The 14881-nt window shown below is 64.0% G+C and carries 11 protein-coding genes and 1 pseudogene; 8 read left to right on the plus strand and 4 right to left on the minus strand.

Annotated elements, in window-relative coordinates; translation table 11 throughout:
• Window positions 1–116 precede the first annotated feature (116 nt).
• From FBZ88_RS23710 to FBZ88_RS23725, 4 genes are read left to right on the plus strand one after another with little or no spacing between them, the layout of a single operon-like run.
• Window positions 117–401 (plus strand): YtcA family lipoprotein, encoded by a 285-nt coding sequence (locus tag FBZ88_RS23710; protein WP_145619559.1) that lies wholly within the window; start codon window positions 117–119, stop codon window positions 399–401.
• On the plus strand, window positions 389–1444 hold the full coding sequence (gene mdtN, locus FBZ88_RS23715; RefSeq protein ID WP_145619560.1) for a multidrug transporter subunit MdtN: 1056 nt from the start codon (window positions 389–391) through the stop codon (window positions 1442–1444). Before FBZ88_RS23710 ends, mdtN begins: the two co-directional genes overlap by 13 nt.
• Window positions 1431–3386: an FUSC family protein gene (locus FBZ88_RS23720; RefSeq protein ID WP_145619561.1), complete on the plus strand. Its 1956-nt coding sequence runs from the start codon at window positions 1431–1433 to the stop codon at window positions 3384–3386. The genes mdtN and FBZ88_RS23720 overlap by 14 nt, the downstream gene beginning before the upstream one ends.
• A 5-nt stretch (window positions 3387–3391) precedes the next feature.
• Window positions 3392–4846: a TolC family protein gene (locus FBZ88_RS23725; RefSeq protein ID WP_145619562.1), complete on the plus strand. Its 1455-nt coding sequence runs from the start codon at window positions 3392–3394 to the stop codon at window positions 4844–4846.
• On the opposite strand, the gene FBZ88_RS23730 is transcribed toward FBZ88_RS23725, so the two are convergent.
• Both FBZ88_RS23730 and FBZ88_RS23735 read right to left on the minus strand, forming a co-directional pair.
• Entirely contained in the window at window positions 4800–6056 is a 1257-nt protein-coding gene (locus FBZ88_RS23730; RefSeq protein ID WP_186464581.1) for an MFS transporter, read from the minus strand. The genes FBZ88_RS23725 and FBZ88_RS23730 overlap by 47 nt on opposite strands.
• 29 nt (window positions 6057–6085) lie before the next feature.
• Window positions 6086–7024 (minus strand): helix-turn-helix transcriptional regulator, encoded by a 939-nt coding sequence (locus tag FBZ88_RS23735; RefSeq protein WP_145612723.1) that lies wholly within the window; start codon window positions 7022–7024, stop codon window positions 6086–6088.
• Between the two features lie 526 nt (window positions 7025–7550).
• On the opposite strand from FBZ88_RS23735, the gene FBZ88_RS23740 reads away from it, so the two are divergent.
• From FBZ88_RS23740 to FBZ88_RS23750, 3 genes are all read left to right on the plus strand, one after another.
• Window positions 7551–9068, plus strand: coding sequence for an ATP-binding protein (locus tag FBZ88_RS23740; RefSeq protein ID WP_211102782.1), 1518 nt, complete (start codon window positions 7551–7553; stop codon window positions 9066–9068).
• A 318-nt stretch (window positions 9069–9386) separates the two neighbouring features.
• Window positions 9387–10178, plus strand: coding sequence for a sterol desaturase family protein (locus FBZ88_RS23745; RefSeq protein ID WP_246138825.1), 792 nt, complete (start codon window positions 9387–9389; stop codon window positions 10176–10178).
• A complete protein-coding gene (locus FBZ88_RS23750) occupies window positions 10175–11305 on the plus strand; it encodes a GNAT family N-acetyltransferase (RefSeq protein ID WP_145619565.1) in 1131 nt (376 codons plus the stop codon). Before FBZ88_RS23745 ends, FBZ88_RS23750 begins: the two co-directional genes overlap by 4 nt.
• A gap of 6 nt (window positions 11306–11311) precedes the next feature.
• Here the strand turns inward: FBZ88_RS23750 and FBZ88_RS23755 are convergent, their stop codons facing one another.
• Complete coding sequence (locus tag FBZ88_RS23755) at window positions 11312–12277, minus strand: NAD-dependent epimerase/dehydratase family protein (protein WP_145619566.1); 966 nt, start codon at window positions 12275–12277, stop codon at window positions 11312–11314.
• Window positions 12274–14028 carry a fatty acyl-AMP ligase gene (locus tag FBZ88_RS23760; protein WP_145619567.1) on the minus strand — a complete coding sequence of 585 codons (1755 nt, stop codon included), beginning with the start codon at window positions 14026–14028 and terminating at the stop codon, window positions 12274–12276. The genes FBZ88_RS23755 and FBZ88_RS23760 overlap by 4 nt, the downstream gene beginning before the upstream one ends.
• Before the next feature lie 317 nt (window positions 14029–14345).
• On the opposite strand from FBZ88_RS23760, the pseudogene FBZ88_RS23765 reads away from it, so the two are divergent.
• A pseudogene (locus FBZ88_RS23765) lies at window positions 14346–14881 on the plus strand (inositol-3-phosphate synthase); the annotation flags it as partial.

The raw sequence follows: 14881 nt of genomic DNA on the forward strand, positions 1-14881 counted from the left end.
TGCCCTGGGCACACGCAAGCAAGGATTTCCAAGCCGGCGCAACGGGGTGCAATCCCGGGGAAATCACAGCGAATAGCTTCTAGGCCGGATATTCACCTCGCCCCCCGGTTCCCACGATGCCCCATCCCCGTAGCGCCCCGGACCGCTGGCTGGTTCCCGCCGGCGCCTTGCTCCTGGCGGGTTGCCTGTCCAGTTGCAACACCGCCCCGACCCAAAGCATTCTGGGCTCGTTCTTCCCGTCCTGGATGATTTGCTTCCTGATCGGGGCCATCGCCTCCGTGGCCGTTCGACTTATTCTTTCCGCGGTCGGGCTCGCGCGCGCAGTGCCGGCCGCCCTGCTCGTCCATCTGATCCTGGCGGTCGCCGTCTCCTTCGCGGTGTGGCTGCTATGGCAGGACTAGAAGCCGAAACGCGGCCGCCCAGCGCCGTCAAACGGCTGTTGGGAAAGGCCTTCGCGGCAGTCGTGGTGCTGCTGGCCATTGGATTGGGTGCGGCTGTCCTTGTGCGCATCGACAGCCGGCCACGCACCCACGACGCGTTCCTGTACGCCGACAGCGCGGGGCTGGCCCCTGAAGTCAGCGGACGTATCCTCAGCCTTAAGGTGCGCGATAACCAACGCGTCACAAAGGGACAGGTTCTGGTGGTGATCGACCCGGAGCCATTCGAGCTGAGGCTCCGCCAAGCGCGCGCGCAGGTGGCGGCGCTCAAGGCGCAGATCGCGCTGACGGGGCGGCAGGTGGCGGGCCAGTCATCCGGCGCCGATGCCGCCGCCACCCAGGTGGGGCGCGCCCGAACCCAATACAAATTGGCGCAGGACACGCTTGACCGGCTTTCCCCGCTGCTCGGCAAGGGCTATGTCACCGCGCAGCAAGTGGATGAGGCCCGCACCAATGTGCAGACGGCTGCGGCAGCGTTGACCGCCGCCACCCAGCAGGCCCAGCAGGCCCGTCAGATGGTGGGGGACACCGACAGCCTCGAAGCACAACTCGCCGGCGCTGAAGCCAGTGAAGCCCTGGCGGAACGCGACCTGAGGCTGTCGACGGTGGTGGCCCCGTTCGACGGGCTGGTGGTGGGGCTGGATATCGCCGATGGCGCCTATGCGGTCGCCGGCCATCCGCTGTTCACCCTGGTCAAGGCGGATGAATGGTATGCGGTGGCCAATTTCCGCGAGACCGAGCTATCCGCCGTCGCTGCCGGCGACGACGCCACGATCTGGATGATGATGGACAATGGCCATCCCCTGCAAGGCAAGGTGGACAGCATCGGCTGGGGCGTCCGGCCCGAAGACGGCGGTGGCCCATCCCTGCCGACGGTGGGCCGAACCCTCAGCTGGGTGGTGGTGGCGCAGCGTTTCCCTGTCCGCATCCGCCTGACCGCCCCACCGGACTCACGCATGCGTATCGGGGAAACGGTGACAGTCATGGTGCGGCATGACCGTCGCTGACCGGTCCTCTCTGCTGGGCGTCCTGCGCACCGAGCTGGCGCCGCGGCCGGGAAGGATAAGCCAGGTCTGCCGTATTGCCGTCACCTGCACGGTCGTCGTGATCATTGGTCAGATCTTCCAGGTGCCGCTGACGCCTTACATGGCATACGCCGTATTCCTGGTCAGTGGCGGCGAGGCGGCGAGCACGGTGATGGTCGGCTTGGTGGCGGCGCTCGCGTTCACCATCGCCGTCGGGCTGTCACTGCTGTTTTACGTCTTCGACGCGTCGGAGCCGGCACTGCGCATTCCGCTGATGGCGTTGAGCACCTTCGTGGGCATGTATCTGGTGCGGGTCATGACGCTGGGTCCGGTGATGTTCCTGGCGAGCTTCGTGCTCGTCCTGTCCCAGACCCTGATCGACGAAATCCCTAACCTCGAAGCATTGACCCATACCGTGCTGTGGTTGTGGGTCGTGGTGATGATCCCGGTCGTGGCGACCATCCTGGTCAATCTGCTGATCGGGGTGGATCCTGCGCGCCTGGCGCGGCGCTCCGCCCACGACTTGCTCAAGGCCTTGGCGGATGCGCTCCGATGCGGAGATTTCTCGGGCTTGGCGCAACGACGGGAGGAAGCGGTCACTCTGATGGAAGTGCGCCACAAGGCCGCCTTTTTGAACCCGGGCCTGCACGGGCGCGACGCCCTGGACAGCATGCTGATCGAGACTGTGGCGGAACTGCTCGCCCTTTGTCCCTTGCTGCCCCGGCAGACACCCGCCGCGATCCGGCTGCCCTTGGCGGCGGTGGCGGAAGACTGCGCGACGTTCCTATCCGGAGGGGCACTGCCGGCCCCCTTCCCCCACGCCCTGGCAATACCCACGCCGGAGTTGACGCCTGAAGCGACCACGGTCGTGATCGCGTTCCGCACGGCGATGATGCGGCTGCGCGACGGCCTGTCTCAGCGCGGCTCAATAAATGCGGCCGCGCCGAGGCAACGGAAGCCCCTTTTTGTAGGCGATGCCTTCACCAACCCGTCGCATGGGCGCTTTGCCCTTAAGACCACCCTGGCCGCCATGGTCTGCTACGTCGCTTATAATCTGGTGGATTGGCCCGGCATCGATACGGCGATCACCACCTGCTTTTTCGTGGCCCTCGGAAGCCTGGGCGAAACCATGCACAAGCTGACGCTACGCCTCAGCGGAGCGATTCTGGGTGGGCTGCTGGGTGGGATGTGCGTGGTGTTCATCCTGCCTCATATGACCGACATCGGCCAGCTGTCGCTGCTCATTCTGGGTGGCTCCGCACTGGGTGCCTGGATCTCAACCAGCAGCGACAGGCTTTCCTACGCCGGCATGCAGTTGGCCTTCGCCTTCTTCCTCACCGTGCTGCAGGGCTATGCCCCGTCAACCGATCTCACGATTCCGCGCGACCGCATCGCCGGCATTCTGCTTGGCAACGTGGTGATGTCCCTCGTCTTCAGCCTGTTGTGGCCGGTCAGTGCCACGGACCGGGTCCGAAGCTCCATCGCCGAGGCCTTGCGCGCCTTGGCCCGACTGTTGAGTTCCGGCGCCCCCGGTACCCGGCTCGCCGCGCTGCGGGCGTTGGGAGCCGCCCACCGCTTCTCGGGCCTTGCCTTGTTTGAACTGAAGGCGCTTCCGGAACGTGCTCTCCAGAATCATGAAGTGATGACCCTCGATTCCCTCGACCGCATCGCCGCGGCGACCTTCACCATTGCCGATCAGGCCGCAAGTCCCGCCGCCGCACCAGCCGATGCCGCCGCTGCGGATTGGCTAATCGCCAGCGCCGACCGGGTTGCGGGTGGCGCCCCTGTCCAGCCACCGCCGTCACAGGCGGCTGCGGATCTCGAGGGGCTGCTCGCCGCACCCCCGGCGGACGACCGCGTCCCGCTCCAAGCCCGCAAATTGCTCCTGCAGCAAATTGCCCTCGCAACCGACGCCAGGAGTTAACAGCCGTGCTGTACCTCCGCACCGCCCTTCTACTCTGTCCCCTTCTTGCTTCCGCCTGTGCCACCGACAGGCTGGATTTGGCGCCGTCCAGTCCGGATCGCCCCATTCTGCTGTCGACGGATTATTCGGCCCAGCCGGCACAAGGGCCAACCGTGCGCCCTGAAGCCGCGGATGTCGTTCCGTCACCGGTGATGGTCGATCCCTCCCGGCGCTACGATCTGCCAGCCCTGATCGACCTTTCCCAGCGGAACAATCCCGACACGCGCATCGCCTGGGAAAGGGCCCGCCAGGCGGCGTTGGGGGTTGGCCTTGCCGAAGCCGCCTACCTGCCGCAGATTTCGGCGGAGGCGATCGGCGGGATCCAGCACACGCCGCTGCCGGCCCCCACGTCTTTGATCCCGAAAGGGTATTTCACCAGCAACAGCCGAGAGCTGGTTCCGGCGCTGACCGCCAAATGGCTGCTGTTCGATTTCGGTCAGCGTGCCGGCGCCGTTGACGAGGCCAAAGCCAATTCGTTCGTCACCAATGTCGCCTTCAACGGCGTCCACCAGCGGCTGATCTATGAAGTGAGCCGCGACTATTTCGCCCTCGGCGCCACCCGTGGCCGGCTCAAAGTAGCGCAGAAGGCTTTGGACAACGCGCTGGTGGTGCAGGAAGCGACCCAAGGGAAGCAGAGCAACGGCCTGGCCACCGTGGTGGCCTTGCATCAGGCGGAACGGGAAACGGCCCAGACACGCTTCAATCTGGAACGTGCGCGTGGCGCGGAGCGCGCCGCCTACACGGCGTTGATGGTCAGCCTGGGCCTGCCGCCGTCAGAGCCGCTGCAGACCACCGACAGTTCAGAACTGCCGTTGCCGGCGCTGCCCTCGGGGGATATCGAGCAGATGATCCACGAGGCATTGAATGCCCGTCCCGACATGCTGGCCGCCTTGGGAAAGGTTCGGGCTGCCGAGGGGCGCATTCGGTCAGCGAAGGCCACCTACTATCCGACCGTGGGGATCGATACCAAGATCTATGAAAACATCGGCCAGTTGAGTTCGCAGGGCCGTCCCTACAGCAATGTCAATCTTCCCGGTTCCTCCATTCTGCTGAGGATCAGTCTGCCGCTTTATGACGGCGGCGTACGCGACGCCAAGGTGGCGCAAGCCAATTCCGAATTGGCCACCGCCCATTGGGAACTCGACCGAACCCGCGACGCCGCGTCCAAACAAGTGATCGATGCCTATGACGCGCTGACGACCAGCTTCGCCGAATACCAGGCCGCCGTGGTCCTCACCAAGGCGGCCCAGACGGCCTATGATTCCGCCTTGGAAGCTTATCGTCATGGTGTTGGGACTTACACCGAACTGGTCACATCGGAAACGTCCCTTGCCCGTGCCCAGTCGGACAAGGAAGATGCCCATGCCAACGTTTTCACCGCGGCCGCGGCACTAGCCTTCGCGACTGGCTCAATGCCATGAATGGAATGCAGAGGGCGCCCAGGACCATCGGCGCGCCCGAGGCTATAAGCGCCAAGTGAAAATCGCCGGTCAAGTCGCGCACCGTGCCGACCGCGGCAGGCGACACAATACCGGCGATATTGCCAACCGAGTTGATCAGGGCAATTCCGGCCGCAACGTTGCGCGGCGGCAGATATTGTTCCGGCATTGCCCACAGGATCGGGGCGGCGGACGTCACGCCGATGACGGCCATGCACATGGCCGGCAAAGCCAATGCCACGTGAGACAGGACACTCCCCGCCACTACCAGTCCCAAACCACTCATGAGCAGCGGAATGGCCAGATGCCACAGCCGTTCCTGGCGGCGGTCCGATCGGCGCGACCATAGGTACATGCCGACCATTCCGCACAGACCGAAGCAGGATGCCAACAAGCCCACCATCGCATTGGTGAAATCCATGCCTTTCAAAACCGTGGGAAGCCAATATCCCAGGCAAGAAGTCCCGATTTCCACGCCTGCGCTGAGAACAAGCATCCACAGAATAGGCGTGCCAAGTATCGGAAGGTTCGTCTCTTCATTAATCGCCTGACGCTCTTCCTCTATTTTCTCGATCAGCCAGGTACTTTCCTCGCGGGACAACCAGGATGCTTGGGCGGGATTGTCCGTCAGGAAATGAAGACAGGACAGGCCAAGCAGGACAGCCGGCAGTCCTTCAATAATAAAGAGCCATTGCCAGCCATGCAGGCCCAACACGTTTTCCAGTCGCAGCAACGGAACCGAGATCAGCGGCCCGATCGCAGCCGCGGCGACACCGCACGCGACGAACAAAGCTGTGAACCGGGCGCGGTGTGTCGATGGGAACCAGCGTAGGGCGAAGAAGACCACGCCCGGAAAGAGGCCGGCCTCGGCGGCACCCAGCGCCAGCCTCGCAATGATCAAGCCGCCACCATCCCTGACCGCCGCCATCATCGTCGAAACGATCCCCCAGGTAATCAGCAGCACGGCCAGCCAGATGCGCGCGCCAAGCCTGGATAGGACAAGGTTGCTTGGTACCGAGAACAGCACGTAGGTGACATAAAACGCGCCGACCCCAAGGCCAAATTTTTGCGCGCTCAGCCCCAGGGCTTCGTTCATGGTCAATGCCGCGACCGATATGTTGGTGCGGTCCAAGCTGGCAACAAAGAAACACAGGCCCAGAAAAGGAATCAATCGCGCGCTGACGCGGCGCATTACGGTCGTTTCCATCACAATAAAATCAGTTAGTTGGAGTTGACCGGCAGAAAACGTCGTCCATTTTCCCGCGCGTACGCCGCCGGCGTGCAGCCGACATGATGGCGGAAGCGGCGCGTGAAATGGCTTTGGTCGGAAAAGCCTACCGCGTAGGCGATATCCGCAAGCGGCAGTTCTGCGGCCCGGACCAGCTCCTTCGCTCGCTCGATTCTCAACCGCTCCAAGTATCTCATTGGAGACATGCCCACTTCTTTTTTAAAGATCTTGACCAGGTGAAACCGGTTCACACCTGCCGCTTCGGCGAGTTCAGCGAGAGAAATCTTCTCCATCCCCCGATCTTCGACATAGGCGAAGGCGCGTCTCATAGCGGCCGAGGATAGCATCGCCGCAGGCGGGGCGCTTTCATGTACGTCGGCACTGTAGCCGCGGACCAGGTGGACTGACAGCGCCACGGACAGCGACTCAATCAGGAGGTCTTGTGCTGGATGCGGAGCCCGTCCCAACTCCAGCGACAGCATTTCGCCCATGTGAACGAGCCACGGATCCCGCACACGAAAATTGCTGAGGAAGCGAGGCTTGGATGCTGTTCCGATACGCCTGCAGGCATCAGCTGCTTCTATCAACTGCTCCGGCATCAGGCCAATTCTGATATGCCGAGGTAACAGGCCACGGAAACGGGTTTCATATCCGGCGGGCATCATCGTGGCTTCACCGAAGAGGCTTGGGCTTTCAAAGGTCTTACCGAGCCGTTCCTGCAGAACGTCTGACGAGCGGCCGAGCGAGACGGTAACAATGTGATGATCGCGTGGCGGCATGAACTGACTGCCATCCATGTAATAGTCGGCGTACTCATCCAAAGAAATACCTTCCCATAACCGGCCGGCGCTGGTGGCACGCAGCGGGCGATCGCTGAGCTGCTGTCGTGCCTGCTCGAAATTGACCGCCTGCTGATATTGTTTAGCCGACATTAACGGGGTCCTTACCGCGAACCTGCCCGCATGGCAGGGCGGAATCAGTTGAAGTTTAGCGAGGGGATTTAAACTTAATCTTACTGCTGCGCTTCCAAACAGGCGTTTGGGAATGCACAGGATCCAACGCCGCGGTACGCCAATCTGCGTTTCTTCGACGACTTTTGCTTTTTCCGGGGAAGTCTGCAACCGCGTTCTACTGTGATGCCGGCCGCCCTAATGGATATGCACTTCGAGGTATCCCGTTTTACCAGCCAGTCCACGAGCGGGAAGACATAGCCAGTTTTATCGCGGCCGCCTTCGTTGCCGCGTCCCCATGCGCCTTGAGCTAACGGCCGCGCCCACCGCAATTTGAGACCAAGCGGCCAATAACCTTCAATCTTTCTGATAAACCAAGCTGATAGGCTTGCCCATCTGATTGACACCCAATTCAAATTCCGGATGCCCGATCCACAAGGCCCATGTAGCGCATGCTATGTGTCAGCTTTATTTCCGCGAATGCTACCTCAAGCTGCAAGAGGACAATATGATGGCGTTCGCATCTCCACTTGCAGTTGCCCACCCTGGTAATCAGGGCACCAGTGACGACTTGCATTTCGGCCCGTTCCGCCTGTCGCGCGCCGAGAGGCGCCTCGAGCGGGACGGCAAGCTTGTTCCGCTGGGCGGCCGGGCACTCGACGTTCTTTTTGCGTTGGCCGCACGCTGCGGCCAAGTGGTCAGCAAAGCCGAACTCACCCGTGTCGTTTGGCCGGGCGTGATCGTCGAAGAAGGGAACCTGCGCTTCCATATCGTCGCCCTACGCAAAGCACTCGGGGACAGCGCCCAGGATGGCAGGTACCTTACGACTGTGGCGGGGCGCGGCTATTGCTTCACGGCCGCGGCGACACCGTCTCCCAATGCCCCCCTGGGCGCAACAGCCGTACAGGTGCCCCAACTCCCGCTTAGAACGCGCCGCGTCATCGGCATCGACGCTACGGTCGTGGACGCCAGCAGCGAACTGCTGGCTCGCCGCTTCCTGACGCTGGTCGGGCCGCCCGGCATCGGAAAAACGACGCTGGCGGTCAAATTGGGCCACGACCTTCTCGAATATTTTCCTGACGGTGTCGCTTTTGTCGAACTCGGCGCCCTCAACGGCGACGCTTTGGTCCCCGCCGCCATCGCCGCAGCCGCCGGACATTCCTTGCCGGTTGATTATAGGTTGGAACACCTTCTCGCGATTTTCCGCGATCGCAGAATGTTGTTGATTCTTGATAGCTGTGAGCACGTCATAGATTTCGTTGCCGACCTTGCGGAAAAACTATTCAGCTGCCTTCCCGAACTGAGCATCTTGGCGACAAGCCGGGAATCGTTGAGGGCGGAAGGGGAACATGTCTTCCGGCTATTTCCGCTGGCGTGTCCACCCCCGACCCTGCCACCTTCAAAAGAAGCCGCTTTATGCTACTCGGCGGTGGAGTTTTTCATTGATCGTGTCCAGGCCAATCAACTGGGCTTTCAATTGTCGGACGAAGACACGCCATTGGTCGGCGAGATATGTCGCAAGCTCGATGGCATCCCCCTGGCCCTGGAACTGGGGGCGGGTCGTGTTCCTGCCTATGGCATCAGGCAAACGGCGGCCCTTCTGAATGGGCATTTCCGCCTGCTGTGGGAAGGCCGACGGACGGCGCCGCTCCGGCTCCAAACCTTGAGCGCCGCCCTCGACTGGAGTTACGAACTACTGAATGAGCCTGAACGGGCCGTGCTTCGGCGAATTTCCATTTTCGTGGGCTACTTCACCTTGGACGCCGCGATCGCCGTCGCCTGCCTTGATAATTCTGACAGGGATAATTCTGACAGGCACTCGGTGGTGAGAATCCTGGCCAATCTGGTTTCAAAATCGTTGGTGGCGCTGCACGAAACGCCGCACGGCGTCCGCTATCGATTGCTCGACACCACGCGCGTTTACGGGTTGTCCAAGATTGAGGCAACGGACGAAGCGCGAGCCGTCGCCTACAACCATGCGCGCTTCTGTTACTCTTATCCTTCCGGGGGCGAGCCCGTATACTGAGAGGTGCCGGTACAACCGGCACGCAGCTAGGGCGCCGATCGGCACAGCATCTGCTTTCACATCAGCAGGCCCGCCATCAGCCGGACCTCATGCCACCACGCCCCCATCGCCAGCATGCCCCCAGCTCATTGCCGAGCCAATCCGGCGAGCCTCCCCGCTCAGCCGCGGCGACGCACAACCTGGCCCGCTGTGACGCCGCCCATAGCGAATATGTGGCGCCGCTGCCATGGATGCGGGGATTTACCCCCGGCAGATTCATGACTAGAACTAGGCTGGGCGCCATGGGTAAAAGGCGTTGGGGACTTTGAGGTTAAGGAAATGGAACAGAAGCTCGCCTGGGGTCGCGCCTGGCATGGGCGCAGTTACGATCTCGGCCGCATGACCCTGGCGGATCTCTGGCGGGCGTACCTCACCTATCCGGCGATCCAGATCTACGGCCTGCTGGCCGTGACCGCCGCGGCCTACACCTTCGCCACGGCGCGGCAATGGCAGGGGCCGGCGCTGGCCGTCCTGGCGGTTTTCTTCATCTATCCCATGGCCTGGTTCCTGATCCACCGCTACATCCTGCACGGCCGCTGGCTGTACCGGATGAAATGGTCGGCCAGCCTGTGGAAGCGCATCCATTTCGACCATCACCAGGATCCGCACCTGCTGGAGGTCCTGTTCGGCTCACCCGCCAACACGCTGCCGACCATCGCCCTGGTGTCCATGCCGGTCGGCTATGTCATCGGCGGCTGGCCGGCCGCCGGCGCCGCCTTGGCGACCGGCCTGGCCACCACCTGCGTTTATGAATTCATCCACTGCATCCAGCACCTGAACTACAAGCCCAAGAGCCGCTTCATCCAGAAGCTGAAGCGCGATCACCTGATCCATCATTTCCATAATGAGGACACCAACCTGGGGATCGTCAGCTTCACGCCCGACCGGCTGTTCGGCACCTATTTCGCCTCGGCCCGCGACTGCCCGAAAAGCGCCACGGTCTTCAACCTCGGTTATGACCTTGACGAGGCCCGCCGTTATCCCTGGGTGATGGAGGTGACCGGCTCGCCGCCGCGTGACCGTCCGCCAACCGCGTTCGCAACTTCTGAAACAGGTGGTGCGGCCTCGTGACCGCGATCGACATTGTCCCCGTGACGGGGCCCGCCCTTCTCGACCGTTTCATCCGCCTGCCCGAAAGGCTGCACAAGGACGATCCGCACTACATCGCGCCGCTGCATCTGGAGCGTAAAGAGGCGCTGACGGCCAAGAACCCCTTCTTCGGCCATGCCGACGTGCAGTTCTGGCTGGCCCGGAAGGACGGCCGGGACGTGGGCCGGATCAGCGCCCAGATCGACCATCACGCCTTGGAGCTGCGGCCGGACGGGACCGGGCAGTTCGGCCTGATCGCCGCCGAGGACGATCCTGCGGTCATCAAGGCCCTGCTGGACGTGGCCGCCGACTGGCTGCGGGCCCGCGACATGACGCGCATGCAGGGCCCGCTGAACCTCAACATCAATGAGGAGATCGGGCTGCTGGTCGACGGCTTCGGCACGCCGCCCATGCTGCTCATGGGGCACGACAAGCCCTACCTGGGCCCCCGCCTGGAAGAGCAGGGCCTCCGCAAGGAAAAGGACGTCTACGCCTATCTTTACGACATCACCAAGGATCTGCCCGCCGGCGCCCGCCGCCTGATCGACCGGCCGTTGCCCAAGGGCGTCACGGTGCGGCGCATGGATTTCAAGCGCTACGACGACGAGATCAAGGCCGTCACCTCCATCTTCAACGACGCCTGGCGGGACAATTGGGGCTTCGTCCCCCTGACGGAGGTGGAGACCGACTATCTGGCCAAGTCGCTGAAGCCCTTGTTGAACCCGCGCCTGGTGCGGTTCGTGGAACAGGATGGCGAGGCGGTCGGATTCATCGTCTGCCTGCCCAACCTGAACGAGGCCATCCGCGACCTGAACGGCAAGCTGCTGCCCCTGGGCTGGGCCAAGCTGCTGTGGCGGCTGAAGGTCGCCGGCCTCAAGACCGCGCGCGTGCCACTGATGGGCATCCGCAAGGCCGCGTCCCAGGGCATGATCGGCAGCCTGCTGCCCTTCCTGCTGATCGACGCCGTGCGCACCGATGCGGCGGCCATGGGCTTCCAGCACATCGAGCTGTCTTGGATTCTGGAGAACAACATGCCCATGCGCCGCATCAACGAAAGCCTGGGCGGCGTGGCCTACAAGACCTACCGCATCTATGAGAAGGCCCTCTGAAGCGGGTTACGGCAGCCAGCCGGCGGACCTGTACCAGCCGACGGTGTCGCGGAACCCCTGCGCCAGGCTTACGGCGGGCTGGTACACGCCTGCGGGCAACAGTTCATCGGGCGTGACCGTCCAGTCGGGGTGCAGGATCTCCCTCGCCTTGCCTGCGGTGAATATGGGGGCGGTGCCGCGCGCCTTTCCCCACCAGGACGAGGCCTGTCCGGCCGCCAGCAGCAGGCGGCTGGGCACCGGCAGGAACCGGGGCCGCGCGTCGCCGCGCACGGCCAGGGCGGCCTGCCGCATCATCTCCGCCATGGCATACCCGGCCGGTTCGGTATCGGCCAGGGCGTAGGTACCTCCATAGGGGGCACCGGTGCCGGTCGCGACCGCGCTCAAGGCCCCAACCGCGTCGCTGACGTGGATCGCTGCCAGGCGCCCTTCGCTCACCAGCGGAATGAGCGGCCGCGACGCCGTCCTGAAAATCGCCAGCGTCTCCCGGTCCCAGGGGCCATAGATCATGGGTGGGCGCAGGATGGCCAGTTGCCCCGGCGCATCCGCATAAGCCTGGTGTGCCGCCGCCTCACCCGCCCGCTTGCTGGCCGCGTAGTCCGACAGCTGCGGCTCACGCGCAGCCAGGGAGGAGACGACGATGAGGCGGGCCTGGGGCGCCAGGCGGCGCAATGTCGACGCCACCCGGGCGGTGCCGTCCCGGTTGGTTGCCATGAAGGCGATCCGGTCCGGCGCTTTGATCAGGCCGGCGGCGTGGATCAGCACCTGCGCCCCCTCGGCCAGCCGCGCCAAGGCATCGGGGTCCTCCAGCCCGCCCCGGACGGTCTCGAAGGAGAGGCCAGCCCAGGACGGGTGGTCCGGCGGCCGGCGGGCCAATATCCGCAACCGTGCGCCCGACCGCGCCAGGGTGGCGACCAGATGCAACCCGAGAAAGCCCGTCGCGCCCGTGACAGCGACGATGGGCCGTCCGTTCATGCCAGGACGGGCTCCACCGGCGCGGAGACACCCAGGATGGGCATGTCGCCCGCCTGGTACAGGGCCTTCGCCCGGCTGCGGCTGAGCTTGCCTGACGTGGTCTGCGGCAGGCTGTGCGGCGGCACCAGGACGACGCGGACCATCACGCCGTAGCGGCTGCGGAAGACCTGGCTGATTTCGCCGGCCAAGGCGTCCCGTGCGTCCTGGTCCTGGCTGCGGCACTGCACCAGCGCCACCACCTCTTCCTCGTCACCACTATCGACGGAGAAGACCGCGACGTCGCCGCTGCGCAGGGCGGTGATTTCCGCCTCCGCCGTCCACTCCAGATCCTGCGGCCACAGATTGCGGCCGTTGACGATGATCAGGTCCTTGGCCCGCCCGGTGAGGACGATCTGGTCGTCCAGCAGGTAGCCCAGGTCGCCGGTATCCAGCCAGCCGTCCCCGTCCAGGACCCGGGCGGTTTCCTCCGGTGCGTCGAAATAGCCGCTCATCAGGCTGGGGCCGCGGACGAAGATACGCCCGACGTGACGCGGCGGCTGCGGCTGGCCGGCGCCGTCGCGCACCTCGATGGTATGGTCGGGCAGGATGTGGCCGCAGAGCACGAAGGTGCGGCTGCGTTCGGCGCCGGCCGCGGCCGGCACGGCGCGGTGCTCCCTCTCCAGCAGAATGCTGTCGACCACGTCGTGGCGCACGCCCTGGCCCTTGGGCGTGAAGTTCAGGGCCAGCGTCGCCTCGGCCATGCCGTAGCTCGGCACGAAGGCGTGGGCGTCGAAGCCGTTGGCGGCGAAGCGCGCCGCGAAGTTGGCCAGCACATGCGGGCGAATCATGTCGCCACCGATGCCGGCGCTGCGCCAGCTGGAAAGGTCGATCCCCTCGGTCGACAACGTCTCCGCCCGGCGGGCGCACAACTCATACCCGAAGGATGGGCTGTAGGAGATGGTGCCGCGGTTGCGGCTGATGAGGTTCAGCCACATCAGGGGGCGGCGGGCGAATTCCCGCGTGGGCAGGGTGTCCACCGACACCTGGCACGCCATGGGGATCAGCAGGAAGCCGACCAGGCCCATGTCATGGTAGAAAGGCAGCCAGGAGATGCAGCGGTCGCCGTCGTCGATGGCCAGGCCGGTGCGGCCCACGTGGGCGGCGTTGCTGAGGAAGGCGCGCTGGGTCACGGCGACGCCCATGGGGAAGCGTGTGCTGCCCGATGAGAACTGGAGGTAGCTGATGCTGTCGGCGGACTGTACCGGCAGGTCGCCCGCGTACGGCACCACGTCGTCCAGAAGGGCCAAGGTGCCGGAAATCTTGAGGTCCAGGCCCTCCACCGACTGTGCCAGCCAGTCGTTGAGCATGGCCGGCCCGAAGGCGGCGACGGCGCCGCAGCTTTCCAGCATGCGCCGGATGTGGGCGATGTAGGTGTCCTTGCCGCCGAACGCCGAGGGCAGCGGCATGGGTGCCGGCACCAGCCGGGCGTATTGGCACGCGAAAAAGGCGCGGACGAAATCACCGTCGCTTTCCGCGATCAGGCCGACGCGGTCGCCGGGCTCCAGGCCCATGCCCAACAGGCGGCGGGCCAGATCGATCGCCTGTTCCCGCAGCGTGGCGTAGGGCAAGGCCTCGCTGAGGACACCCTTGCCGGAATAGAAATTGTAACCCGTGGGGCCCTGGGCGGCGTAATCCAGCGCGTCGGCCACGGACACGAAATCCGCATGGCGAGTCGGGAGCCCGGGATGATGGGAGGGCGTCGGAGACGTCATTTTTACGTGTAACCCTAACTCTCTATGGCTTTACGCCGAGGGGATTTGAAAACAGGTATGCAAATTGATGACAGAAAGGCAAATGTGCCGTCGTTGAGGCAGATGCGCCGAACGCGGCGCTTGTGGCCGGCCCAGCGCCCCGGTAGATGGGCAAGTGGCTTTTGCAGGTTAATGTCAATGCTGTTTCCGATCTATGTCATGCGCTATCGTTACCTGTACACGCCAAGCTGCTTACCGCGGACACGATGGCACGGTCTGTGACCGAGGTCCGGCGGGGCGCCGAAGATTTTTTCAACTAGCAACTCACAGGTTACGTCATGCAGAGGGCCAAAATCCGTATTGCCATCGCAGGCATCGGAAACTGTGCGAGCGCGCTGATCCAGGGCATTCATTACTACACCCCTGAGCGCTGCCGCGACGGTGTGGTTGGCCTGATGCATCGTGAGATCGGCGGCTTCCTGCCCTGCGACATCGCGGTTGTCGCCGCGTTCGACGTGGACGCGCGCAAGGTGGGCACCGACGTCCATCGCGCCATCTTCGCCAAGCCCAACTGCACCAAGGTTTTCCAGGCCGACATTCCCGACAGCGGCGTGACCGTCAAGATGGGCCAGGTGCTTGACGGCATCTCCGACCACATGGCGGACTATTCGGAAGATCGCACCTTCGTGCGCGCCGACGCGGCCGAGCTGAGCAAGGATGAGATCGTCGCCGAGCTGAAGCGCACCGGCGCCGAGGTCCTGCTGAACTACATGCCCGTGGGCTCCGAACAGGCCGCCCGCTTCTACGCGGAATGCGCGCTGGACGCCGGCGTCGCCTTCATCAACAACATGCCGGTGTTCATCGCCAGCGACAA

Source organism: Nitrospirillum bahiense, from assembly GCF_007828025.1.
GTDB classification, from domain to species: domain Bacteria; phylum Pseudomonadota; class Alphaproteobacteria; order Azospirillales; family Azospirillaceae; genus Nitrospirillum; species Nitrospirillum amazonense.

Excerpts from the sequence above, each read along its gene's own strand:
- FBZ88_RS23710 (WP_145619559.1), top strand. The coding sequence starts at position 117 with ATGCCCCATCCCCGTAGCGCCCCGGACCGCTGGCTGGTTCCCGCCGGC.
- mdtN (WP_145619560.1), top strand. The coding sequence starts at position 389 with ATGGCAGGACTAGAAGCCGAAACGCGGCCGCCCAGCGCCGTCAAACGG.
- FBZ88_RS23720 (WP_145619561.1), top strand. The coding sequence starts at position 1,431 with ATGACCGTCGCTGACCGGTCCTCTCTGCTGGGCGTCCTGCGCACCGAG.
- FBZ88_RS23730 (WP_186464581.1), bottom strand. The coding sequence starts at position 6,056 with ATGCGCCGCGTCAGCGCGCGATTGATTCCTTTTCTGGGCCTGTGTTTC.
- FBZ88_RS23735 (WP_145612723.1), bottom strand. The coding sequence starts at position 7,024 with ATGTCGGCTAAACAATATCAGCAGGCGGTCAATTTCGAGCAGGCACGA.
- FBZ88_RS23740 (WP_211102782.1), top strand. The coding sequence starts at position 7,551 with ATGATGGCGTTCGCATCTCCACTTGCAGTTGCCCACCCTGGTAATCAG.
- FBZ88_RS23745 (WP_246138825.1), top strand. The coding sequence starts at position 9,387 with ATGGAACAGAAGCTCGCCTGGGGTCGCGCCTGGCATGGGCGCAGTTAC.
- FBZ88_RS23755 (WP_145619566.1), bottom strand. The coding sequence starts at position 12,277 with ATGAACGGACGGCCCATCGTCGCTGTCACGGGCGCGACGGGCTTTCTC.
- FBZ88_RS23760 (WP_145619567.1), bottom strand. The coding sequence starts at position 14,028 with ATGACGTCTCCGACGCCCTCCCATCATCCCGGGCTCCCGACTCGCCAT.